Annotated in this window: 19 protein-coding genes; 11 read left to right on the top strand and 8 right to left on the bottom strand. The window is 43.0% G+C overall.

Features of this window, described 5'->3' with window-relative positions; translation table 11 throughout:
• Positions 1-373 precede the first annotated feature (373 nt).
• The 5 genes from thrS to VR862_RS15210 all read left to right on the top strand — a co-directional run bounded on the left by thrS (position 374) and on the right by VR862_RS15210 (position 3,997).
• Entirely contained in the window at positions 374-2,320 is a 1,947-nt protein-coding gene (thrS, locus tag VR862_RS15230) for a threonine--tRNA ligase (protein WP_324721890.1), read from the top strand.
• A gap of 58 nt (positions 2,321-2,378) precedes the next feature.
• On the top strand, positions 2,379-2,900 hold the full coding sequence (gene infC / locus VR862_RS15225; RefSeq protein WP_324721978.1) for a translation initiation factor IF-3: 522 nt from the start codon (positions 2,379-2,381) through the stop codon (positions 2,898-2,900).
• A gap of 66 nt (positions 2,901-2,966) precedes the next feature.
• Positions 2,967-3,164, top strand: coding sequence for a 50S ribosomal protein L35 (gene rpmI, locus VR862_RS15220; RefSeq protein ID WP_324721889.1), 198 nt, complete (start codon positions 2,967-2,969; stop codon positions 3,162-3,164).
• A 134-nt stretch (positions 3,165-3,298) separates the two neighbouring features.
• Entirely contained in the window at positions 3,299-3,643 is a 345-nt protein-coding gene (gene rplT / locus VR862_RS15215) for a 50S ribosomal protein L20 (protein WP_324721888.1), read from the top strand.
• A gap of 123 nt (positions 3,644-3,766) precedes the next feature.
• The gene (locus VR862_RS15210; RefSeq protein WP_324721887.1) at positions 3,767-3,997 is read left to right on the top strand and encodes a hypothetical protein; all 231 of its coding nucleotides are present in this window, start codon (positions 3,767-3,769) and stop codon (positions 3,995-3,997) included.
• Between the two features lie 67 nt (positions 3,998-4,064).
• Here VR862_RS15210 and VR862_RS15205 read toward each other — a convergent pair whose 3' ends face one another.
• Both VR862_RS15205 and bshC read right to left on the bottom strand, forming a co-directional pair.
• The gene (locus VR862_RS15205; protein ID WP_324721885.1) at positions 4,065-5,441 is read right to left on the bottom strand and encodes a pyridoxal phosphate-dependent decarboxylase family protein; all 1,377 of its coding nucleotides are present in this window, start codon (positions 5,439-5,441) and stop codon (positions 4,065-4,067) included.
• Between the two features lie 5 nt (positions 5,442-5,446).
• Positions 5,447-7,066: a bacillithiol biosynthesis cysteine-adding enzyme BshC gene (bshC, locus tag VR862_RS15200; protein WP_324721883.1), complete on the bottom strand. Its 1,620-nt coding sequence runs from the start codon at positions 7,064-7,066 to the stop codon at positions 5,447-5,449.
• Between the two features lie 117 nt (positions 7,067-7,183).
• Here bshC and VR862_RS15195 point away from each other — a divergent pair, with 117 nt between their 5' ends.
• Genes VR862_RS15195 through VR862_RS15185 form a run of 3 tightly spaced genes read left to right on the top strand, consistent with a single transcriptional unit; the run spans position 7,184 to position 13,492 of the window.
• Positions 7,184-9,679: a M14 family metallopeptidase gene (locus VR862_RS15195; protein WP_324721882.1), complete on the top strand. Its 2,496-nt coding sequence runs from the start codon at positions 7,184-7,186 to the stop codon at positions 9,677-9,679.
• 6 nt (positions 9,680-9,685) lie between these two features.
• Positions 9,686-10,639 (top strand): calcium/sodium antiporter, encoded by a 954-nt coding sequence (locus VR862_RS15190; protein WP_324721881.1) that lies wholly within the window; start codon positions 9,686-9,688, stop codon positions 10,637-10,639.
• A gap of 18 nt (positions 10,640-10,657) precedes the next feature.
• Positions 10,658-13,492 carry a M16 family metallopeptidase gene (locus tag VR862_RS15185; protein ID WP_324721880.1) on the top strand — a complete coding sequence of 945 codons (2,835 nt, stop codon included), beginning with the start codon at positions 10,658-10,660 and terminating at the stop codon, positions 13,490-13,492.
• Between the two features lie 1,644 nt (positions 13,493-15,136).
• Here the strand turns inward: VR862_RS15185 and phoU are convergent.
• From phoU to VR862_RS15155, 6 genes are read right to left on the bottom strand one after another with little or no spacing between them, the layout of a single operon-like run.
• Positions 15,137-15,820 (bottom strand): phosphate signaling complex protein PhoU, encoded by a 684-nt coding sequence (gene phoU, locus VR862_RS15180; RefSeq protein WP_324721879.1) that lies wholly within the window; start codon positions 15,818-15,820, stop codon positions 15,137-15,139.
• An 11-nt stretch (positions 15,821-15,831) separates the two neighbouring features.
• Positions 15,832-16,623 (bottom strand): phosphate ABC transporter ATP-binding protein PstB, encoded by a 792-nt coding sequence (gene pstB, locus VR862_RS15175; protein WP_324721878.1) that lies wholly within the window; start codon positions 16,621-16,623, stop codon positions 15,832-15,834.
• Positions 16,624-17,478 carry a phosphate ABC transporter permease PstA gene (gene pstA, locus VR862_RS15170; protein WP_324721877.1) on the bottom strand — a complete coding sequence of 285 codons (855 nt, stop codon included), beginning with the start codon at positions 17,476-17,478 and terminating at the stop codon, positions 16,624-16,626.
• Complete coding sequence (gene pstC / locus VR862_RS15165; protein WP_324721876.1) at positions 17,471-18,349, bottom strand: phosphate ABC transporter permease subunit PstC; 879 nt, start codon at positions 18,347-18,349, stop codon at positions 17,471-17,473. Before pstC ends, pstA begins: the two co-directional genes overlap by 8 nt.
• Before the next feature lie 28 nt (positions 18,350-18,377).
• Positions 18,378-19,316 (bottom strand): PstS family phosphate ABC transporter substrate-binding protein, encoded by a 939-nt coding sequence (locus tag VR862_RS15160; protein WP_324721875.1) that lies wholly within the window; start codon positions 19,314-19,316, stop codon positions 18,378-18,380.
• A 10-nt stretch (positions 19,317-19,326) separates the two neighbouring features.
• Complete coding sequence (locus tag VR862_RS15155; RefSeq protein WP_324721873.1) at positions 19,327-20,526, bottom strand: porin; 1,200 nt, start codon at positions 20,524-20,526, stop codon at positions 19,327-19,329.
• A gap of 247 nt (positions 20,527-20,773) precedes the next feature.
• Between VR862_RS15155 and VR862_RS15150 the strand changes: the two genes are divergently transcribed.
• From VR862_RS15150 to VR862_RS15140, 3 genes are read left to right on the top strand one after another with little or no spacing between them, the layout of a single operon-like run.
• Positions 20,774-21,463 carry a TVP38/TMEM64 family protein gene (locus VR862_RS15150; RefSeq protein ID WP_324721872.1) on the top strand — a complete coding sequence of 230 codons (690 nt, stop codon included), beginning with the start codon at positions 20,774-20,776 and terminating at the stop codon, positions 21,461-21,463.
• Entirely contained in the window at positions 21,450-22,694 is a 1,245-nt protein-coding gene (locus tag VR862_RS15145; protein ID WP_324721871.1) for a cysteine desulfurase-like protein, read from the top strand. The genes VR862_RS15150 and VR862_RS15145 overlap by 14 nt, the downstream gene beginning before the upstream one ends.
• Positions 22,695-22,696: 2 nt before the next feature.
• Positions 22,697-23,371 carry a TIGR02117 family protein gene (locus tag VR862_RS15140; RefSeq protein WP_324721870.1) on the top strand — a complete coding sequence of 225 codons (675 nt, stop codon included), beginning with the start codon at positions 22,697-22,699 and terminating at the stop codon, positions 23,369-23,371.
• The last annotated feature ends 2 nt before the right edge of the window (positions 23,372-23,373 follow it).

The following is a 23,373-nucleotide window of genomic DNA, read 5'->3' as shown; positions in this document are numbered from 1 at the left end:
TTCGAGTAATTTTTAAAACCGGTTCTCGATACTCTTTCACAACTGCAAAGCAGTCTTGAAACAACTCGAACTGACGGTTTTAAAAATTGATTTGAGAAGAAAGGGGTAGTTTTATTTCTATTAGCCTTTAGCTTTAATCGTGGTGTCGTTTACAGTTACAGATCAAACTTGCTGCCGGTTGCGAGTTGCAGGTTATTAAAGCTGTTGACTCTTAGCTATTGGCCTTTCGCTTTTTCTGCGAAAATCTGCAATATCAGCGGGAAACAGAAGATTCACTTTAGCAAAATTGGAAACACCAAAAAAATAACACATATAGCTAATAGTATTGTAAAGCACCCATTATCCTGTTATCTTTGCAGCTTAATTGAAGATTATGATCAAAATTACGTTGCCCGACGGCAGTATAAAGGAATTTGAAAAAGGAACAACTCCTATGGAGGTTGCTAAGAGCATTAGCGAAGGACTAGCGCGAAATGTGATTTCGGCAAAATTCAACAATACTACGGTAGAAGTTACCACTCCCCTTAATACCGACGGCAGCCTTACTTTATATACCTGGAACGACGAGGAGGGGAAAAAGGCTTTTTGGCACTCCTCTTCTCACGTAATGGCGCAGGCAATCCAGGATCTTTATCCCGGAGCAAAGCTCACCATTGGCCCCGCGATTGAAAACGGTTTCTATTATGACGTGGATTTTGGGGATCAAAAGATCTCTGAAAACGATTTTAAAAAGATCGAAGACCGCATGCTCGAGATCGCTCGCGGAAAGCACGAATTCACAATGCGCTCGGTTCCAAAAGAGGAGGCGCTGGGCTATTACAGGAGAGAGAACAATCCATTCAAAGTTGAATTAATTGAAAATCTTGAGGATGGAACTATCACCTTCTGTGATCATGATACTTTTACCGACCTCTGTCGCGGCGGACACCTTCCAAGTACTGCTCCTATTAAAGCAGTGAAGTTGATGAGCGTTGCAGGGGCTTACTGGAGAGGTAATGAAAAAAATCCGCAGCTTACAAGGGTGTACGGAATTTCCTTTCCGAAGCAAAAGGATTTGAAAGAGTATCTTGAAATACTTGAGGAAGCAAAGAAAAGAGATCACCGAAAACTTGGACGCGAACTTGAATTGTTCACCTTCTCTCAAAAAGTTGGTCAGGGACTGCCATTATGGCTTCCAAAAGGTGCAGCCTTAAGAGAGCGCCTGGAGAACTTTTTGAAAAAGGCTCAGAAGAAAGCGGGTTATGAAATGGTGGTGACTCCACACATTGGTCAGAAGGAACTATATGTGACTTCAGGTCACTATGCGAAATATGGAGAAGATAGCTTTCAGCCGATAAAAACTCCGAACGAAGGAGAGGAATTTTTGCTGAAGCCTATGAACTGTCCTCATCACTGTGAGATATATAACAACGGTCATTGGAGCTACAAAGATCTTCCGAAGCGGTTTGCTGAATTCGGAACTGTATACCGCTACGAGCAAAGTGGGGAGCTACACGGACTTACCCGGGTTAGAGGTTTTACACAGGATGATGCTCATATTTTCTGTACTCCCGATCAGCTGGATTCTGAATTCAAGAAAGTGATTGACCTTACTTTATACGTCTTCAGTTCATTAGGGTTTGAAGATTTCACTGCCCAGGTTTCCCTGAGAGATCCCGAGAACAAAGAAAAATACATAGGATCTGACGAAAATTGGGACAAGGCAGAGAACGCCATTGTAAATGCCGCAAAAGAAAAAGGACTTAATTATATAGTAGAGACCGGGGAAGCAGCATTTTATGGGCCTAAGCTCGACTTTATGGTTAAGGATGCCCTTGGCAGACAGTGGCAGCTTGGAACCATCCAGGTGGATTATAATCTTCCGGAAAGATTTGATCTAACCTATAAAGGCAGTGACAACGAGATGCACCGTCCTGTAATGATCCACCGTGCTCCTTTTGGAAGTATGGAAAGGTTTGTTGCCGTTCTTTTAGAGAACACAGGTGGTAATTTCCCGCTGTGGTTGATGCCAGATCAGGCTATTATTCTCTCCCTCAGTGAGAAATATGAAAAATACAGCCAAAAAGTTTTAACTTTACTGGAAAATCACGAAATTCGCGCCCTTATAGACAACCGGAACGAGACGATTGGGAAGAAGATCCGGGAGGCCGAAGTAAGTAAAGTTCCGTATATGCTGATCGTTGGAGAACAGGAAGCAGAAAACGGAACGGTTTCTGTACGTAAACACGGGGAAGGCGATATTGGCACAATGTCAATAGAAGACTTTGCCCAAATAATAAAGAAAGAAGTAGATAGTACTTTAAAAGCATTTGAAGTTTAACCAAAATTTTTGAGCCATAGCAATACGTAGAAAAAGATCAAAAAGACCTCTTAGAGAAATCAAAGAAGATCCGCACAGAATTAACGGAAAGATACGTGCGGAAGAAGTTCGCCTTGTAGGCGACAACGTGGAAATGGGTGTTTACCCAACCCGAAAAGCATTAGCCATTGCCGAAGAGCAGGAACTGGACCTGGTGGAGATCTCTCCCAATGCCAATCCTCCCGTTGCCAAGGTGATGGACTATAAAAAGTTTCTCTATGAACAAAAGAAGCGTGATAAAGCCTTAAAAGCAAAAGCAACCCAGGTTGTGGTAAAGGAGATACGTTTTGGTCCCAATACCGATGATCACGATTATGAGTTTAAGAAAAAGCACGCCGAGAAATTCCTGAAGGAAGGTGCCAAATTAAAAGCATATGTTTTCTTTAAAGGCCGTTCCATCGTATTCAAAGAACAGGGCGAGATCCTTTTACTTCGACTGGCGACAGATCTGGAAGAACTTGGAAAGGTAGAGCAAATGCCAAAACTTGAAGGGAAGCGAATGACGATGTTCATTTCTCCTAAAAAGTCAAAATCGAAATAATATCCTGCAGCTTTTGGGCTGCATGATCTACAATAATAAGTGAGATAATTAAAAAAGAAGGACACAATGCCTAAAATGAAGACAAAATCCAGTGCCAAGAAGCGTTTTAAGCTTACCGGTACAGGAAAGATCAAAAGAAAGCATGCGTTTAAAAGTCACATCTTAACAAAGAAGACCAAAAAACAAAAGCTAGCTCTGACTCACAGTACTTTGGTACACGAGGCAGACGAGAATAATATCAAACTTCAGTTACGTTTAAAGTAATTGAACCTTTGATGGTTTAACAAATTTCATAACCCTGGAGTCGGGCAAAACGAACTTAGAATTTAGAAGTTAGATTTTAGAAGTTCTTTTAAAAGTGCTGAAATAGCCGCCTGCTACAAAAAAATTTTAAAAATATGCCAAGATCAGTAAATTCAGTTGCGAAGAGAGCCAGAAGAAAAAAGGTTCTTAAGCAAGCAAAAGGTTACTTTGGACGTCGTAAGAACGTTTGGACAGTAGCTAAAAATGCGGTTGAAAAAGCAATGCTATATGCTTACAGAGACCGTAAAAACAAGAAAAGAACCTTCCGTTCACTTTGGATCATGCGTATCAACGCTGGTGCAAGACAACACGGAATGTCTTATTCGCAGTTCATGGGGAAAGTAAAAGCCAGTGGAATCGAATTGAACCGTAAGGTCCTTGCAGATTTGGCTATGAACCACCCGGATGCGTTTGCAGCTATCGTCAACAAAGTAAAATAAATTAAACTGTTATCTCACTTATAAAGATCCCGCTCTTTCGAGCGGGATCTTTTTTTTAAAAGACATGAAAAGATCTGCGTCCTTTTGACAGGTGTTTCGTCATAATAGTATAACAGAAAAACTATGAAGAACCTAAAATGGATGCTGACGCTCACTTTTCTACTTGCCTTACAGATCTATGCTTCACCGGTAGACAACAATGTTGAATTGGCGGCTACTTTCTGCCATTTTTCAGAAACAGGATTACGCTGCTCCTGCCCAGAAGAAGCACGGGAGAACAGGATCGAAGAAAAAAGAACAGCAAGAAAATTAAGGCAGCAAAAAAAGAGAAACCTCCTCACCTGCATTAGATAATTGAAAATGCAGGATAAAGGAGGTATAATTAAACCGAAAGCTGAAACTCCATAACCCTTACATGGAACTACCTCATTGTCTCCAGGATGATGTCAATATCAGCCTCTGTCGTTTCGGGATTAATAAAGCAGAAGCGGGAAATCGTTTCGTAACCGTCCTTCCCCATCCATTTGGTGGGTGTTACGAGAGCAACTCCGTTTTTATGATTCCTGTAAGTCCAGTCCCTGTAATCTTCGGGTGTCCAGCCTTTTCTCCGGAAGAGAACCACAGATAAACTGGCAGGTCTCACCAATTCAAGATTTTCATCCTCTTCAATCTTTTGAGCGGCGATCTTTGCCAGCTGAATTCCTTTTTCTATTGCATTTTGATATTTTTCGGTCCCGTGCATAGCCAGCGAAAACCATAAAGGCATTCCGCGGATCCTCCTGGTAAGCTGGATCTGGTAATCTGCCGGATTAAAGCCCTGAGCTCCCTCATCTTTAAAGATTTCGAGGTAAGAGCCCTTTTGAGAATGGGCTTCGGCTGCAAGTTCCATATCCTTGTAGATAATAGCGCCGCAATCATAGGGCGAAAAAAGCCATTTATGAGGATCGATCGTAATACTATCTGCCCTTTCTATCCCATTGAAAAGATGGCGCACCGATGGGGCTGCAAGGGCTCCACCTCCATAGGCAGCGTCCACATGAAACCACACCTTCTCCTTTTCGCAAACATCTGCAATAGAATCCAGTTCATCTATAATTCCGGCATTTGTTGTCCCTCCTGTTGCTACCACCGCAAAAAGTCTTTTTCGATCCTCTTCTTTGAGTTCATCTATTGCCGATTGCAAAGCATGACCTCTCAGGTTTTCATCGGGGCAGTCGATCATCACTACGTCGGCATCCATTACCTTTGCCATAGCCTGAATGGAAGAATGGGCTCCGTTGGAGGTCAAGAGCAAAGCTCTCACCCCAATATTAGCCGAATCTCTTTTTCTCCAGGCCTCTCTGGCAGCGACCAATCCGGATAAATTCGCAGCAGTTCCCCCACTGGTAAATACTCCAAATGCTCCTTGAGGCAGTCCCGTAAGAGAAACCAGCCATTTCATAGCCTGATTCTCACAGAAGATCCCTCCTGCACCTTCCATCCAGTAGGCGCCATGGATACTGGAAGCAGAGGTCACAAGATCGAACATGATTGCGGCACGCGTTGGTGCTGCCGGCACAAAGGCCAGGTGACGGGGATGATCAATAGGAACTGTGGCTTTTACCAGAATATCCCGGAACATTTTAAAAGCTACTTCCCCTCCTATTCCTTTTGGAGTAACAGTTTCCCCGATCATCTCAAAAAGTTCCTCTTCTTTTTTAGGAGATCCGAGTTCCGGAGTGACATTAGAGATACGGTCAACAGTATATTTCATTACATCGAGGGTCATTTCTACCAGATCGATGTCTATCTTATGCATTTTCGTCATAGCGAAAGAATATCAAATTTTAATTCAAGCGGCCTCAGGTTCTCCAGTAGCGTCGGGATCAGACGATCTCCATATTCCAGGTAAAATTCAGAAAAGTTATGATGCCTTTCCTGCAGTCCTTTGCCGGGAAACAATTCATTTTGAAGCGCAGCAATTCTGAAAACCTCATCCCCGAGTTTCCGCTTTTGGGCTCTAAGCAAACGTTTTTCCAGGTGATCAAGTCCTTTTAATTGTTTTACTTCCTGTGCCTTTACTGCGTTTAAAAAAGACTTATCAGTTTCTTCAGCCAGCTTGTAGAGATCCTGAAATTGTTGCACCAAATGCTCTTTTTGAGGAGAAAAGTCGATGTCGATATTTGAAATGCGGCGGACTTTCCTGTTGATCAATTCATGAGACTTCAGGAAAAGTTCAGGCAAAGAGATGTTTAGTTTTTGTCTTTTTTGGTCCTGCTTTACTGTTTGAAGTAAAGCGGAATTCCGCAATAAAACTATAGGAAAGCTGACCCCTGCTTCTTTAAAAAGTTCCTTTAACTGAAACCAGTAGGCAATTTCTCCCCCACCTCCTATATAGCACAAGTTTGGTAGGATAACTTCTTCATAAAGCGGGCGCAACAAAACATTGGGACTAAATCTTTCGGGATGATTTTCTACAAGGTCTTCAATTTCCTCCCGGGTCCAGGATATTTCTTTATCGTGAACAAAAAATTTCCCGCCCCTCTCAACGATCCGCTCCCGAAGTCCTTCCGTCATGTAGAACAGGTTGATCTCCCGTGGATTCACCTGTACTTTGTAGCCCTCTTTTTCTAAAGCTTCACTTTGAGTGATGACCGCATTTTGAAAATCGGGTTTAAAAAGTTCTGCTTTTATGTAAGGAATAAAATGTCTTTTAAGATCGGGCTCATGTGCGTCCAGGATTACAAGTCCCTGCTCCCCAAAGAGTTCATTGGCGAGATAGCGGGTAGCATCTGCAAGATTGTCATGCTCCAAATATGCCTTTTTAAACCACTCCTTCAGCTGTTCGGCGTTTTTGCTGTTCCCAATTTCAGCTGAAAATAGCTCAAAGACATCTTCCAGACCGTCGGTCGGCAACTCTCCTACAGGTCCGCCTGACTTATCTGATTTTGGTGGATTCCACTGAAACTTTTTTCCGTGGAGATGAAAAAAACTGATCTCCTCAAAATCATGATCTTCAGTAGCCATCCAGTACACAGGCACAAAATTGTATTCAGGATATGCCTTTTTAAGATCGGCAGCCAGATTTATTGCAGTAACGATCTTGTAAAGGAAATAAAGTGGTCCTGTAAAAAGGTTAAGCTGGTGGCCCGTTGTAATGGTAAAAGTGGTTTCTTCCTGTAAAAGATCGATGTTCCCGGAAGTAGCTTCTGAAACCTTCAGGTGGCGGTACTGCTTCTTCAGGACCTCAACAAGTGTGGAGCGTTTCTCTCTTCCGTCGTTGCTGTTGTAGTTTTCCTTTTTGGAAAGTATTTGTTTTCCGAAGTTATTCAGACTGGGAAAAAGCTCATAGAACTGCTTTACATTCTCTTTTTGGTCCAGATAATCGGTCACTAATGGTGTAAAATAATTAGTCTCCCGATACGAAAGAGAATTTTTCTGCATTGAAATGAATTTTTGCAAATATACAATTAACAGCGGTTGCGGTAAAATTGAGCAAAAAGATATTGGATTGGATAATCATTATATTTACCAGCTAAAATTAAAACTCTGCATCCCGTTATGATAAAAGTACCGGCTTTAGTTACAGCCCTTTTTTTCAGTTTCCAAGTTGCCTTTGCACAACAATCTCCTGAAGAGTTTTTGGGATATCAACTGGGCACTAATTTCACGCGCCACCATAAAGTGGTGGAATATTTTGAACATGTAGCCGAAAAGTCGGGTCTTGTACAATTTAAAAGATACGGTGAAACTCCGGAAGGCAGGCCGCTCACATATGCGGTAATTTCTTCGGAAGAAAACCTGAACAACCTGGAAGAGATCCGTCAAAGTCATCTGCAAAATGCCGGTGTAATTGAAGGAAATACCACTTTACCTTCCAAAAAAGGCATTATTTGGCTTAGTTATAATGTTCATGGAAACGAAGCTTCGAGTACCGAGGCAGCAATGCAAACGCTTTATGAACTTGTAACTGAAAAACAACAGTGGCTACAGGACCTGGTGGTGATCATTGATCCCGCTGTAAACCCCGATGGTCGTGACCGATACGTCAACTGGTATAAACAGGTAAAAGCCACACCTTATAACACAGCACCCATGGCTGTGGAACACAATGAGCCGTGGCCCGGAGGCCGACCCAATCATTACCTGTTTGACCTCAACAGGGACTGGGCGTGGGCAACCCAGGCAGAGACCAGACAACGCCTGGAGATCTACAATCAATGGCTGCCTCACATCCATGTAGATTTTCATGAACAGGGCAGGAACGATCCTTATTATTTCGCCCCTGCAGCCGAACCCTTGCATAACATCATCACTCCTTTCCAGAGAGAATTTCAAAGGGAGATAGGACTTAACCATGCCCGGTATTTTGATGAGGAAGGCTGGCTTTACTTTACTAAAGAAAGATTTGATCTCCTTTACCCCAGCTATGGAGACACCTATCCCACTTTTATGGGAGCTATTGGGATGACTTATGAACAGGCCGGGCAGGAAGGACTTGGTATTGAAACCGAACAAGGTTATGTTTTGATACTCGTAGACCGGGTAGAACACCATCATGTTACGGGATTGTCTACAATTGAAATAGCTTCAGAAAATGTGGAGAGATTAAGTGCTGAATTTTCTAAGTTCTACGATAACAGCGGAAAAAATGCAATTAACTATGTTTTGACCGGGCACCGGGATAAACTTGAACTTCTAAAGGACCTGCTCGATCGGCATGAGATCAATTACGCGATGGCGCAGCCGGGAAAAATAAAAGGTTATGACGCCCTGAAGAAAAAGAACAGTAGCATTGAAGCTGCACAAAATACCCTCGTCGTTAGCACTGCCCAACCCAAGGGAAAAATGGTGAAAGTTCTTATGGAGCCGGCAACTAGCCTTCCGGATTCTCTTACCTATGATATCACTGCCTGGAGCCTTCCTTACGCTTATGGCCTTGATGCTTTGAGCACCACGTCTTCTGTTCCGACTATAGCTGCAACAAAAACCCATATTACAGAAAATAAACCTGCTCCAGGTGCAGCAGCCTATATTACGCGATGGAACAGCATGAAAGATGCACGATTCCTTTCCGCGCTTTTGAAAACCGGAATCAGAGTCAGATTTACAGAAACTGCGTTAGGGACTGCCGGACAAAACTTCGGGCCCGGAAGCCTTATTATTACTAAAAGTGATAACGGAAAAGTTAATGATTTTGATGAGCAGTTAACCCGAATAGCCAACGAGCACGAAAGAGAGCTTTTTTCCACCAGCACCGGCTTCTCTACTTCGGGCCCTGACCTTGGATCTTCGCAGGTCAAAATTATAAACACCCCCAGAATTGGCATTTTAAGAGGGGAAGGTACTTCCTCCCTGAATTATGGAGAACTCTGGTACTTCTTTGAACAGGAGCTAAATTACCCTGTGACCTCTATCGATACGGGATATTTCTCCAACATAGACCTATCAAAACTTAATATCGTCATTCTCCCAAATGGCAATTACAGCGAGCTTTTTAATGAAGTAGGGCTTGACAGAATTACTGAATGGGTAAAATCGGGAGGTAAGGTCATTGCTATTGGAAACGCATTAAAGTCTTTTGCGGGAAAAGAAGGTTTTGACCTAAAACTCAAAGAACAGAAGGAAAAAGATTCACTTTCCAAACCCAACCTTGTTCCTTACGCCCTTCGGGAGAGAGAGGGAATTAAAGAACTCATCACAGGTAGTATTATTGAGACACAAATGGATAGCACGCATCCAATGGCTTTTGGATATGAGGACACGTACCTAAGCCTAAAGCTAAGTTCCGAGAGTTATTCTCTTCTCAGCAATGGTTTCAACGTTGGCTACCTGCAGGATACTCCTAATATTGTTGCAGGATTTGTAGGTAGTGAAGCTGGAAAAGAGATCAGGAATTCCCTTACTTTTGGAGTAGAACCTATGGGTGCCGGTAGTTTTATCTATCTGGTCGACAACCCATTGTTCCGCGCATTCTGGCAAAACGGAAAGCTCCTCTTTGTGAATTCAATATTCTTCGTTGACAACAGTGAAATTTCAACCTACACCAAATTATAGGATCATATGTTAGTAGATATTCTTTTACTTTTAGTGGGTTTTGTTGCTTTAATTTATGGCGCCAATGCTCTGGTCGATGCAGCTTCAAGTCTCGCTGCGAGGTGGGGAGTTCCCAGCATTGTTATTGGGTTGACCATTGTAGCTTTTGGAACATCTGCTCCCGAGCTGGTAGTGAACGTTTTTGCAGCCACCACCGGCAGCACAGATATGGTGCTGGGAAATGTCCTGGGAAGTAACATTTTTAACGTCCTTGGAATCTTAGGTATTTCTGCAATTATCTATCCGCTTACGGTAAAGAGCAATACAACCTGGATTGAGATCCCGCTGAGTTTGCTCGCAGCTATTTGTGTGCTGGTGGTTTCTTCAGATGTATTTCTCGACGGTGCAGGCAACAATTTTATTTCCAGAAGTGACGGGATCATCCTCCTCTTGTTCTTCCTTGTTTTCCTCGTCTATAACCTCATGGTAGCCAAAGCTGGTGGTGCAGATGAGGAGATCCAAACGAAAGATTACAGCACCTGGAAAGCTGTACTATTCATAATTCTGGGCTTAGCCGGGCTGGTAATTGGCGGTCGCCTCATAGTAACAAGTGCAGTGAGTATTGCCGAAGTGATAGGGCTTTCGGAAAGAGTTATAGGATTGACCGTAGTTTCCATTGGAACTTCTCTTCCCGAACTTGCCACATCCATAATCGCAGTCCGAAAGAAGAATGTCGACATCGCCATTGGAAATGTGGTAGGATCGAACATCTTCAATATTTTCCTCATCCTGGGAGTATCGGGCACTATAGTTCCTCTGGGAATTAATCCAGATTCTCTTTTCGATATTATGGTGAACATCCTCACCGGCCTATTGCTCTTTATCTTTGTCTTCACCGGCCGGGGCCGCAAGGTAGAGCGTTGGGAAGGCGCAGTTTTTGTTGTAGGCTATGTCGCTTATGTTACTTATTTAATTATCTAATTCTGAATTTTAAACTGAATGAAATCCTCTCTAAAATTGTATTTTCTGGCATTTCTCCTTACCGTTTTCTCCGGAAATGCCATTGCTCAGAAAACGGCTGAAGCTTCAGGGTTTGAAGTAGATTACGAAACCTTCACCCTCGATAACGGACTCAAAGTCATATTCCACGTCGACCGGTCGGACCCTGTGGTGGCGGTAGCGCTTACCAGCCACGTAGGATCGGCACGTGAAAAAGAAGGAAGGACCGGCTTTGCACACCTTTTTGAGCACCTGTTATTCCTGGAGTCCGAAAATCTTGGGAAAGGCGGACTGGATAAGCTAAGTGCCCGCATAGGAGGTAGTGGTGCTAACGGATCAACGAGTCGTGACCGTACCAATTATTTTCAAACTATCCCTAATGATGCCCTAGAGAAGATGATCTGGGCAGAAGCCGACAAACTCGGGTATTTCATCAACACAGTAACAGAACCTGTACTTGCTAAAGAAAAGCAGGTTGTGAAGAATGAGAAGAGACAAAGCATTGATAACAGGCCTTACGGGCATACCCAGTATGTAATTGATAAGAACCTTTATCCTGAAGGACATCCCTACAGCTGGCAGGTTATCGGCTCCCTTGAGGACCTGCAAAACGCCACTCTTGCCGATGTAAAGGAGTTTTTTAACCGCTGGTATGTTCCCAATAACGTTGTGCTTACTATAGCGGGAGATTTTGATACAGATCAGGCTAAACATTGGGTGGAAAAATATTTCGGAGAGATAAAAAGAGGTCCGGAAGTAAAAGAACTAAAGAAACAACCTGCTAACCTGAAGCAGACAAAAAAGCTTTATTACGAAGACAATTTTGCCAGACTTCCTGAGTTGACCATGACCTGGCCTGGTGTACCTTCTTACCACAAGGATTCCTATGCCCTCGACATCCTTGCCAACTATTTATCTGAAGGAAAAAATGCGCCGTTCTACAAAGAACTGGTAGCAAAGGAGAAGTTAACCCCTAATGTTAGAATGTACAATTACAACTCTGAACTCGCAGGACAATTCATGTTGCAGATAAGAGCCTACGATGGTACAGATCTGGACAAAGTGCAGTCGGCTGTAGAGGAAACTTTCAGCAAATTTGAAAAAGAAGGAATTTCAGAAAAAGATCTGAAACGAATCAAAGCTGGGCAGGAAACCTCTTTTTATAACAGCCTGTCCAGCGTCTTGGGTAAAGGTTTTCAGTTAGCGCAGTACGAGATCTTCGCGAATGATCCTAATATGATCAATAAGGAAATTGAAAACATCCTCGCAGTGACTCCCGAAGACGTGATGCGGGTTTACAGGAAGTATATTCAGAATAAGCCTTACGTAGCTACCAGTTTTGTTCCGAAGGGTCAAAAGGAATTAGCTTTGGAAGGATCGAAACTCGCTGAAGTAGAAGAAGAACAGATTGTGATGGGCGCCGAGCAGGAATTTGATCTCGATGAGGAGGTGACCTATCAGAGAACTCCTTCAAGCTTTGACAGAACGATTGAACCTCCTTATGGAGATGCCCCACAAGTAAAAGTTCCGGCGATCTGGGAAGAGAATCTAAAAAATGGCCTGGAAATCTATGGAATTACAAATTCTGAAGTACCTCTTGTACAATTCATGCTTGAGATCAAAGGGGGAATGCTCCTGGAGGATCCTTCTAAAGTAGGAGTATCTAATCTACTGGCAAACCTAATGACCAAGGGTACCAGGAACAGGACTCCGCAAGAGCTGGAAGAAGCCATTGAACTGCTGGGTGCAAACATCCGGGTAAACGCTACAGATGAGAAGATCATTCTTAGCGGCAGTACTCTTGCAAAGAATTTCGCAGAGACCATGGCACTTGTAGAGGAGATCCTACTGGAACCAAGATGGGACGAAGAAGAATTTGAACTTGCTAAACAACAGGTAATAAGCCGAATTCAGCAGGACAAGGCCTCTCCCAACAGCATTGCTTCCAATGAATTTAAAAAACTTATCTACGGCGAGGATCACATTCTTTCCCACAACAACCTGGGTACAGAAGGATCTGTAGCAGCCATTAACCTGCAGGATCTAAAGGACTATTATAATAATTATCTATCCCCTCACCTTGCCTCTTTTCTGGTCGTAGGTGATATTTCTAAGGCAAATGCAGTTTCTGAAGTCAGAGATCTTACCCAAAACTGGAGTGTCAAAAATGTCATTTTTAAGGACCTTCCGGAAGTAACTCCTCCGGCTGAATCTCAGGTTTATTTTTATGATGTTCCCGGGGCAAAGCAATCGGTACTTCATATTGGGTACCCGGCCCTTGCAGAGACGGATGAAGACTTCTTTCCTGCAACTGTGATGAATTACAGGCTTGGCGGCGGAAGTTTTGCTTCTCAGCTAACACAGGAGCTCAGAGAAGGAAAAGGTTATACTTACGGAATCAGATCGGGGTTTGATGGAAGCACCATCCCGGGACCGTTCCTTATTTCCAGCGGAGTAAGATCCAACATCACTTATGAAGCTGTAGACCTTGTAAAAGAGATCCTGGAGAATTATCCTGAAAGCTTTAACGAACAGGATCTTGATGTCACCAAAGGTTTTATGATAAAAAGTAATGCCCGTAAATTTGAAACCATGGGTTCCAAGCTGCAAATGCTTCGGGAAATAAGCAACTTTGATCGTTCTAAAGATTACATCCTCAAGCAGGAAGAAATTGTGCGAAATATTACTGTTCCTGAAATTAAAGCACTTGCCCGTAAATATGTAGATCCAAACAAAATGTATTACCTAATTGTAGGTGATGCAGCCACTCAGCTTGAGAGACTGGAAGGCCTTGGTTATGGAAAACCGGTTCTTCTCAATGCAGAGATTGAATAATTTTATTTAGGACCTCTTAAAAAGATACTTTAAGACCTCTTTAAAAAATGCCCGGGAAATTTCCGGGCATTTTTATTTCAGAAATTCTGGTGCCAAGAACAACAGGATGGAATTCCTCCTCCCTAGGAATGACAAACAAGTACCCTTTGTCACCCTGACGCAGGAAGGGTCTCCTCTGAGTAAGCAATGGAAATACTGAACAACAGGACGGGATTCCTCCTTTCATCGGAATGACATACAAGTTCCTTTGTCACCCTGACGCAGGAAGGGTTTCATCTGAGTAAGCAAAGGAAGTCCTAAGTAACAGGACGGGATTCCTCCTTCCTCGGAATAACAAACCATCACTTGTGTCACCCTGACGAAGGAAGGGTCTCACCTGAGTAAGCAATGGAAGCACCGAACAACAGGATGGGATCCCTCCTTCGTCGGAATGACAAACGAGTAACCTTTGTCACCCTGACGCAGGAAGGATCTCATCTGAGTAGCATTGGAACACTGAATAACAGAATGGGATTCCTCCTTCGTCGGAATGACAAACAAAGCCCCTTTGTCACCCTGACGCAGAAAGGGTCTCATCTGAGTAAGCAATGGAAGTACTGAACAACAGGATGGGATTCCTCCTTCCTCGAAATGACAAACAAATACCCTTTGTCACCCCGACGCAGGAAGGGTCTCATCTGAGTAAGCAATGGAAGTACTGAACAACAGGATGGGATTCCTCCTTCCTCGGAATGACAAACAAATACCCTTTGTCAACTTGACGCAGGAAGGTCTCATCTGAGTAAGCAATGGAAGCACCGAACAACAGGATGGAATTCCTCCTTCCTCGGAATGAAAAACAAGTACCCTTTGTCACCCTGACGCAGGAAGGGTCTCATCTGAATAAGCAATGGAAGCACCGAACAACAGGAAGGGATTCCTCCTTCCTCGGAATGACAAACAAGTACCCCTTGTCACCCTGACGTAGGAAGGGTCTCATCTGAGTAAGCAATGGAAGCACCGAACAACAAGGGGATATTCCTCCCTCGTCGGAATGACAAGCAAGTACCCTTTGTCACCCTGATGCAGGAAGGGTCTCATCTGAGTAAGCAATAGAAGTACTGAACAACAGGATGGGATTCCTCCTTATTCGGAATGACCAACAGTCACTTGACGCAGGAAAGGACTCATCTGAGTAAGCAATGGAAGCATCGAACAACAGGACGTGATTCCTCCTCTGTCGGAATGACAAACGAGTACCCTTTGTCACCCTGACGCAGGAAGGGTCCCATCTGAGTAAGCAATTGAATTATTGAACAACAAGACAGAATTCCTCCTTCCTCAGAATGAATAACAATCACTTATGTCACCCTGACGCAGGAAGGGTCTCATCTGAGTAAGCAATGGAAGTACTGAACAGGATGGGATTTCTCCTTCCTCGGAATAACAACCAAATACCCTTTGTAGCATATAAAGGTTTGCACAGGATCTTATTCAGACAAAGGATTCGATAATTGCTTTTTAAAAAAAGAATTCTAACTGACAATATTTTTTGGAATGATGCTAAATCGCCTTTTTTGAAGTCTATAAAAAAGAACATGTCCGGGATTTTCCCGGGCATGTTCTTTTAGGTCATAAATCTTGTCTGCAGGATTTTTGTGTTCACTAAGAATCCTTCTTCTTTCCGCCTTTTTTCTTGCGGTGCTTTAGAACTTCAGCTTCTCTGAAGAAAATGATCTCTTCAGCGATATTTGTTACCAGGTCTCCAATCCTTTCCAGCTTCTTGATCACCGAAAACAGCAACATCACCTGGTCTATCACTTCGGCATTAGCCTTTACTTCTTCAGAAATAATGGGGAAAGACTTCATATTGATCTCGTTAAGGATCTTATCTTTTTTGAAAACTTTCCTTGCTATTTTTGTATCTACAGTGTTATAGGCTTCAGTAATGTCGTCCAGCATGGAAAGCGCAGTGGTGAACATCTCCTCTACCCGCATTTTTTCCATTAGCCTCTCCTCGATCTGGGTGTCAAGTTTTACGATATAATTGGAAATTCCGTAGGCGTGATCCCCCACCCTTTCCAGGTCGAAGTTTATCTTCCTCAAGGCCAGTACAAATCTAAGGTCACTGGCCACGGGGTTGTGAAGTGCTATGAACCGCTCACAGTCCCGATCAATTTTAAGATCCAGTGCATTTACCCTGTTCTCGGTATGCAGCACCTCTTCGGCCAGGTCGCTGTCGTGCTTGAAAAAAGCTTCCTGCGCATGCTCCAGCTGAGTAGTACAGAGATTGAGCATTTCAAGACCCGCCTGGTTTAAGGCCTCTTTATGTTGGTCTAAAGTTATCATAGTTGGAAAATTTATCCGAATCTACCGGTAATATAGTTCTCGGTCTGTTGTTTTTCGGGGTTGGTGAAAAGTTTCTTTGACTTGTCATATTCAATCAATTCGCCCATGTAGAAAAAAGCCGTGTAATCGCTTATCCTCCCTGCCTGTTGCATATTGTGGGTAACGATCACTATCGTGTACTTCTCCTTGAGCTCATATATAAGCTCCTCAATTTTAGCAGTTGAAATGGGATCCAATGCTGAAGTGGGTTCATCCATAAGAATAATGGATGGCTCTACAGCCAGGGCACGTGCTATACAAAGCCGCTGTTGCTGCCCTCCGGAAAGAGCAAGGGCCGATTTATTTATATCCTCTTTTACCTCGTTCCACAATCCCACCTGTTTAAGAGAGTCTTCCACCTTATCCTTCAGGTATGCTTTGTCTTTGATCCCCTGAATCTTCAAGCCGTAGGCTACATTTTCATAAATGGATTTTGGAAAAGGGTTGGGCTTTTGAAATACCATCCCCACCTGCTTCCTTAGTTGCTCAACATTTACTTTCTTTTTGTAAATGTTCTCACCGTCTATGAGGATCTCTCCTTCCATTCTAAAGCCCTCAACGTAGTCGTTCATACGGTTGAACAGTCTCAAAAAAGTAGATTTCCCACATCCCGAAGGACCAATAAAAGCGGTGATCTTATTTGCCCTAATTTTCATGTCGATCCCTTTGATCGCCATAAAATCATCATAGAAAACCTTTACTTCCTTAGATTCAAGTTTGTGTTTTCTCTTGAGAGATTTATCTATAATTTCTTTTTCTTTCATTTACTTTAATCTTTTTTGCCAGCGGTTTCTAAAATATACAGCTATACTGTTCATAATAAAGGTAATCAATAGCAGAATAATGATCGCTGCAGCTGCATTGACCTCAAAACCATGCTGGGGTCTTGAGATCCAATTAAAGATCTGGATTGGCAAGACCGAAAATTCATCCATTGGGGAAGCAGGGGCAAAAGGAACGTAGGCCAAGGCACCTATGACAATTAATGGCGCGGTCTCCCCTACTGCACGCGACAGCGCCAGGATGATCCCGGTTAGAATGCCTCCAAAAGAGGCCGGTAACAATTGTTTTGAAATTGTCTGCCATTTTGAGGCTCCCATGGCAAAAGAAGCGTCTCTAATAGATTTGGGTACGGCTTTGAGGGCCTCCCTCGTAGAAACAATTACGATGGGAAGTATCAACAATGCCAAAGTAAAACTACCTGCCAAGACACTCGCCCCCATTTGTAGTATCCTTACAAATACTTCAAGTCCTAATAAACCATAAATGATGGAAGGTACCCCTGCCAGGTTGGAAATATTAACCTCCAGCAAAGATGCGAGTTTACTTTCCTTAGCGTATTCTTCGAGATAGATGGCAGCCGCAATCCCTATAGGTAAAGCAATAATCGTGGTGAGAAGCAGGATCCAAACACTTCCCATTAGAGCTGTATAAATACCTGCTCTTTCAGCTTTTCTGGAAGGTAAGTTGGTGATAAAATCCCAGTCTATCCTTTGAATTCCGTCAATGAAAATGGAACCTATAAAGATGATCAACAGGACCAGGCCTAAAAAAGTACAGGCGATCCCCCAGAATTTAAAGAGTTGGTCAAAAATCCTGTTCTTCTTGATGTTATTCATACTTCTCCCTGAATTTTTTCCTAATCCTGTAACTTATTGTGTTAAGAAGGAAGGTGAAAATGAAAAGTGTAATACCTGCAGCGAAAATTGTACGATATTCAAGGGAACCGTGTTGAACATCTCCCAGACTTACCTGTACAATATATGCAGTAATAGTCTCGACCGGTACTGTGGGATCAAATGTGAGTCTCGGCTGTTGTCCTGCTGCAATTGCCACGATCATGGTTTCGCCAATAGCTCTTGAGATCGCAAGAATAATTGACACTACTATTCCCGAAGAAGCTGCCGGCACTAAAACCCTAAAGGAATTCTGAAGCTTGGTAGAACCCATTCCATAAGCCGCCTCTCTTAAAGAATTTGGTACTGCGTGAAGCGCGTCCTCACTCAAAGAAGAGATAAAGGGTATGATCATGATCCCCATTACCAAACCCGCCGAAAGCGAGTTGAAACCTGAAAGCGACGGGATGAATGTCTGCAGAAATGGTGTCACTACCGTTAGTGCAAAGAAACCATAAACCACAGTTGGCACAGCCGCTAGTAACTCCAGTAGAGGTTTTATGGTTTTCCTGAAACTACGTGGTGCGTATTCGCTGATGTAGATACTAATGGAAAGCCCCACCGGTACAGCAAACAGGATTGCGATAAACGAGGTAAGCAAGGTCCCGGAAAGCAAAGGCAGGATTCCGAAATGTTTATCGGAGTATAATGGAGTCCATTGGGTATCTGTCAAGAACTCTGTAATAGGAACTTCGCTAAAGAAATTAATAGCTTCAATGGAAAGGACAAGGATAATGCCCACTGTCACCAGGATGGTTACAAGGGCACTGGCTTGTAATCCTTTCTCAATAACCGATTCTTTGAGTTTCCTCATAATTTAAGGGAATTAGATCCCAATGAAGTTATTCCTGAGTTGTGTTTTCCTGAACGAAAGAAGAAAATTTCTGTCTTTCTCTTTGGTATTCCTCAGCGGTCAAAGGAATGTATCCCACATCCTGAAGCAACTGAGGAGCTTCGTCGAGGTAGAATTCTACAAAGTCAATCACTGCCGGATTTTCTAAAGAAGAACTGTTCACGTATATGTAAAGTGGTCTCGAAAGCGGTGCATAGCTGCCATTGCTAACAGTTTCGGCAGTTGGTTCGACACATCCTTCTCCCCCGTCAACTGCGACCATTCTCAATTTATCTGCATTTTCCTCATAGTATGCAAGACCGAAGAAACCAAGGCCGTATTTATCTCCGGAAACCCCCTGAACTAATACGTTGTCATCCTCACTGGCAGTATAATCTCCACGGCTGGCTCCACTTTCCCCAACAATGGCTTCAGTAAAATAGTCAAAAGTACCTGAAGCTACTCCGGGGCCAAAAAGGTGAATTTCCTCATCTGGCCAGGAAGGATCGATCTGGTTCCAACGGGTGATATTTCCCTGGGCACCGGGTTCCCATATCTTTTTAAGTTGTTCTACAGTAAAACAATCAACCCAGTCATTTTCAGGGTTTACCACTACTGCAAGTCCGTCATAAGCTACTTCAAGTTCTACAAAAGAGATTCCGTTGCTTTCTGCAATAGCTCTTTCGTCTTCTTTAATGGGTCGGGAGGCATTGGTGATAGCCACTTCTCCTCTACCAAATTTCTGAAATCCACCACCGGTACCCGAAACCCCAATAGTAATATCGGTTCTGGGAGCTTCATTCCTGTATTCTTCGGCTATTGCTTCGGTCACCGGATACACTGTACTGGAACCATCTATGCTTATGGCCGAGCCATCATCTTCTTTTTTGTTATTTCCGCAGGAAGCAAGGGAAACAGTTATTGCTGTAAGTAAAAGGAATTTTTTCATTTTTCTGTAGTTATAGTTGTAGTTCAAGTTGCATTCTAAACATAAGGTCATCTTCCAGTCCCAGGTTCATGTTAAGGTAACTTAGATCTGCCTGCACCTTTAGGTTGTGCTTTGAGATATATTTTGAAAGCCCTAAGGTATACTGGTTTTCAACCGCCTGAGTCACTGTGTCATCAAGATCAATATTGGTATATCTCCCCAGTACTTGATAATTTGAGGGAAATAGATAACCCGCCTGCACATTAAATCCACTACCGGCATTTACTGCAGCTCCTGTTAAGCTGTTATCAGAATTCATTGCTAAGATTTCACCTGCATCCCGGTGTGCAAATTCTGCCAAAGCAGAAATCCCTTCATACTTAAAGATGGCATCCAGAAAGAAAGTTGTAATATCTGTTTGAAAAAATCCATCATCAGTAATCATATAGCTTCCCATGTTGGAACGGGTCTTTACTGCATCGTCATTAAAATCATACGAAACGCCTACAGCCAGTTTAGGTTCTTCTTCACGAGCAAAGTCGGCACCTGCGTAGTCTGCAAAATCTCCGAAAGGAAGAAATTCCAGTCGGGCTGTATATTGATATCCTCCAAGATTTCCGGTAGTGATATTTCTTCCCTCACCCTGGGCAACAGATAAAGCTTCTCTCATGATAAAATCACCTCCAAGAGAAGTTTCGTGGTGTAACTGTAAGCCCAGATCCCTGTCAATATTAAAGCGGCTGTTTACCAGAGAACGGTCAACGGTCTCAAGACTTCCGGAAGAAATGATGCGCTCACGGTTTCCGGGAAGTTTGGTTTGTCCAGCCCACAATTCAAAATTCTTATAGAAATTCCACTTTACTACAGCATCAAGAATGTATCGGGGTGCATCACTGGTAAAAGGCGAAGCTCCTGAAATGTCCCTGTTGGAAAGTCCAAGTTCTATTTTGTACTCCAGGCGTGGAGAGTAGGCAAAACCTCCAAATTTGAGACGGGCCCTTCTAATTAGAAAAGCAGATTCACTATCTCCAAAACCATCCTCTTCGGTAATTCCCCAGTTAGTGGTAAAAAGAGACTGCATTCTAACATTCATTTTCACACTGTAGGAGCTATCCGAGGCTATTGTGTTAATAATACCTTTTCCAAATTTGTTTTCTGTAATATCCTGCCCGTATAAATGAATTGAAAGCAAAAGTGCTATAGCTGTAAGCCAGCCAGAGGTAATTTTCATAATCTCTTAATTTTTGTCGATGCAAAGAAACTGCATCAATGTTAAGCCAATGTTACCTCGAAATTATCAATAAGTAAAAAACTGAAGAATAGTGTCCTTTACAAGCCTTAAAATGAGGTGTCAAAAATGGCATTTTTAGAAGGTTATATACTCATCCTCATGTAAATAAAAGTTTAAGTTTTATTAAGAACTTCTTGCAGCACTGCTGAATATTTTTTTTCTAATTTGTGTCCAAACCGACCTCAGAGTGAGTAAATCGTTTCTTCAAAAATATCTTTCCTTTTTTATTAGCGGTGCAATTCTTTTGTTTCTGGTCATCCTCTACTTTACCCATTCCCCTTTTCAGGAATCGGTTGAAGAAGCATGGAATATACTATTAAGTGAGGACCAGGACCGCATCAAGGAATACGTTCAGCAGTTTGGGGTACTGGGGCCTATAGCGATAATTATTTTCATTATTTTACAAATGTTCCTCATTATTTTTCCCTCCTGGCTACCTATAATTGTTGGGGTGCTTGCTTATGGGTTTTGGTGGGGAGTATTGATCAATCTCATAGGTGTGGGGATAGCTTCTACTATAGGTTACTTCATTGGGAAAAGATTTAAAAAGGTCTTTATAAGCAATAAAAAATATGAGAAGATGGAATTCTGGATCGAGAATTACAGCTTTATAACGGTGATCTTGTTCAGGGTCTCTCCCTTCTTTTCAAATGATGCTATAAGTTTTATTGCAGGAATCTTTAGAATGAACTATAAAAAGTTCATGTTCGCTACTTATGCCGGCATGATCCCATTGTCATTGGCCGTGGGTTACTTTTCCACCGACATCGACCGCCTGGAGAATGGTCTTTACTGGATAGGCGGTGCCGGCGCTGTATTATATGCCATCTACATTTACATTGATTACAACAAAAGAAAGAAAAATGAAAAGCAATAAATTTCCAATTGATGAAGTCCGGTCCCAATTCCCGGCACTAAACTTTAAAAACAAAGAACAGGTTTTCCCTGTTTATTTTGACGGACCGGGAGGAACGCAAATGGTACAATCCTGTATTGACAGGATGCTTGAGTATATCGAAACCGGAATGGCAAATCTTCACGGCACTTTCTCTACAAGTCAAAAAACAGATCTTTTGCTGGAGAAAGCAAAGGAGGCGGTGGGAGATCTCTTGAATTGTTCTGCCAGGGAAGTCGCCTTTGGGCAGAATATGACAAGTCTTGCTTTTCAGGTTTCAAATGCTCTGCGACCGCTAATAGAAGAAGGAGATGAGATCCTGGTCACTCAACTCGATCATCGTGCAAACGTGGATCCCTGGATCCACCTGGCCAAAGAGACGGGCGCAACTGTTAAATGGCTTCCGGTAGATAAGGAAAAACTGGCCCTGGACCTCACTAACCTTGACTCTTTGATCAACCCTAAGACCAAAGTTGTTGCTGTAGGCCTCTCCTCTAATCTCACCGGAACTGTGACTGATGCAAAGAGGATCTTTAAAGCTGCAAAAAACGTAGGTGCGATCACCATTGCCGATGCTGTTCATGCAGTACCTCACTTCCTTATCGATAAACAGGAGCTGGAAAGTGACATCCTGTTCTGTTCTGCCTACAAATTCTTTGGTCCTCACCTGGGAATAGCAGCTATTAAAAAAGGTCTTTTTGAAAGGTTAGAAATTCCGAAGCTACAGCCGGCGCCAAACGAGATCCCTTACAAGCTCGAAACCGGCACCCAAAATCATGAAGGCATCGCCGGACTTTGCGGCGCGATAAGCTTCATTGAAAGCCTTGGCCGTGGAAATTCCCGAAGGGAGAAACTCGGCTTTGGTATGAAGGCAATTGAAGCTCATGAAGAGGAGCTTATGAACGAGCTGCAGGAATTTCTTCAATCCATTCCTGAAGTGGAACTGTTTCGCGCAGGAAATGACATTAAGAAAACACCCACTTTTGCATTCAAGATCAAGGATATCCACTCCAGGGAGGCGACAGAATTCTTTGCTGAAAAGTTCAACCTCTGCATCGGGGACGGGCATTTCTATGCGGCCACCATGGCCGAAGTTTTCCCGGTGATGGACACCGGTGGCTGGATAAGGATTGGTTTTGCCCCCTATAACACGTTTGAGGAGATAGCAATTTTTAAAACAGCTCTTAAGGAACTCCTCCTCATGAAAACATAAAGATGATCGTAAGGGTAATAAAATTCTTTGCCAAAGGCCTGCTCGCTTTTTTGCTCCTTCTTTTGCTGTATTTTGTTGCAGCTTTAATAGGTTCGGCCATACCTGTGAACAGCGACTGGGAACAAGGTGAAGATGTTACTATTTACCTGCGAACGAACGGAGTGCATACAGATTTTGTTTTTCCTGTGGAGAATGAATTCATGAATTGGGAGCAAATGATCGATTCTTCATATACCCTCTCAAAAAGGGGAAATTACCAGTATATTTCTTTTGGGTGGGGAGACCTTAAATTTTACCAGAACACCCCACAGTGGAACGATCTCACTTTTCCCACAGCCATGCAGGCGGTGTTTCTTCCTACTCCTTCGGCCATGCATGTTGAGTTTGAAACAATGCCCAGATTTGACCAGCCTACTGTTCCCATTAAAGTCTCCGAAGATGAGTACATGAGGCTGGTGGAATATGTAAGATGGAGCTTTCAAAAAGATTTCTCCGGAAATGTAAAGCCAGTTCCCGACCTTCACTACAACCGGAATGATGCCTTCTTCTACGCAAAGCGATCTCTCAATTCTTTCTACACCTGCAACACCTGGGTCAATAACGGTTTAAAAGAAGCCGGGCTTCCCGCTTGTTTGTGGACTCCTTTCGACGAAGGGATCTTCTATAAATACCGCTGATT

The organism is Salinimicrobium aquimaris (genome assembly GCF_035607535.1).
Taxonomy (GTDB): domain Bacteria; phylum Bacteroidota; class Bacteroidia; order Flavobacteriales; family Flavobacteriaceae; genus Salinimicrobium.
The sequence above is the reverse complement of the archived record's forward strand: the minus strand, read 5'-3'. Positions and strand labels throughout refer to the sequence as shown.

What these genes read in the sequence shown, in the direction of transcription:
- pstC (WP_324721876.1), bottom strand. Translation starts at nt 18,349, where the DNA reads ATGAGGAAACTCAAAGAATCGGTTATTGAGAAAGGATTACAAGCCAGT.
- phoU (WP_324721879.1), bottom strand. Translation starts at nt 15,820, where the DNA reads ATGATAACTTTAGACCAACATAAAGAGGCCTTAAACCAGGCGGGTCTT.
- VR862_RS15190 (WP_324721881.1), top strand. Translation starts at nt 9,686, where the DNA reads ATGTTAGTAGATATTCTTTTACTTTTAGTGGGTTTTGTTGCTTTAATT.
- rpmI (WP_324721889.1), top strand. Translation starts at nt 2,967, where the DNA reads ATGCCTAAAATGAAGACAAAATCCAGTGCCAAGAAGCGTTTTAAGCTT.
- VR862_RS15205 (WP_324721885.1), bottom strand. Translation starts at nt 5,441, where the DNA reads ATGCATAAGATAGACATCGATCTGGTAGAAATGACCCTCGATGTAATG.
- pstA (WP_324721877.1), bottom strand. Translation starts at nt 17,478, where the DNA reads ATGAATAACATCAAGAAGAACAGGATTTTTGACCAACTCTTTAAATTC.
- bshC (WP_324721883.1), bottom strand. Translation starts at nt 7,066, where the DNA reads ATGCAGAAAAATTCTCTTTCGTATCGGGAGACTAATTATTTTACACCA.
- VR862_RS15185 (WP_324721880.1), top strand. Translation starts at nt 10,658, where the DNA reads ATGAAATCCTCTCTAAAATTGTATTTTCTGGCATTTCTCCTTACCGTT.
- VR862_RS15210 (WP_324721887.1), top strand. Translation starts at nt 3,767, where the DNA reads ATGAAGAACCTAAAATGGATGCTGACGCTCACTTTTCTACTTGCCTTA.
- VR862_RS15195 (WP_324721882.1), top strand. Translation starts at nt 7,184, where the DNA reads ATGATAAAAGTACCGGCTTTAGTTACAGCCCTTTTTTTCAGTTTCCAA.
- VR862_RS15145 (WP_324721871.1), top strand. Translation starts at nt 21,450, where the DNA reads ATGAAAAGCAATAAATTTCCAATTGATGAAGTCCGGTCCCAATTCCCG.
- pstB (WP_324721878.1), bottom strand. Translation starts at nt 16,623, where the DNA reads ATGAAAGAAAAAGAAATTATAGATAAATCTCTCAAGAGAAAACACAAA.
- VR862_RS15155 (WP_324721873.1), bottom strand. Translation starts at nt 20,526, where the DNA reads ATGAAAATTACCTCTGGCTGGCTTACAGCTATAGCACTTTTGCTTTCA.
- thrS (WP_324721890.1), top strand. Translation starts at nt 374, where the DNA reads ATGATCAAAATTACGTTGCCCGACGGCAGTATAAAGGAATTTGAAAAA.
- VR862_RS15140 (WP_324721870.1), top strand. Translation starts at nt 22,697, where the DNA reads ATGATCGTAAGGGTAATAAAATTCTTTGCCAAAGGCCTGCTCGCTTTT.
- VR862_RS15160 (WP_324721875.1), bottom strand. Translation starts at nt 19,316, where the DNA reads ATGAAAAAATTCCTTTTACTTACAGCAATAACTGTTTCCCTTGCTTCC.
- rplT (WP_324721888.1), top strand. Translation starts at nt 3,299, where the DNA reads ATGCCAAGATCAGTAAATTCAGTTGCGAAGAGAGCCAGAAGAAAAAAG.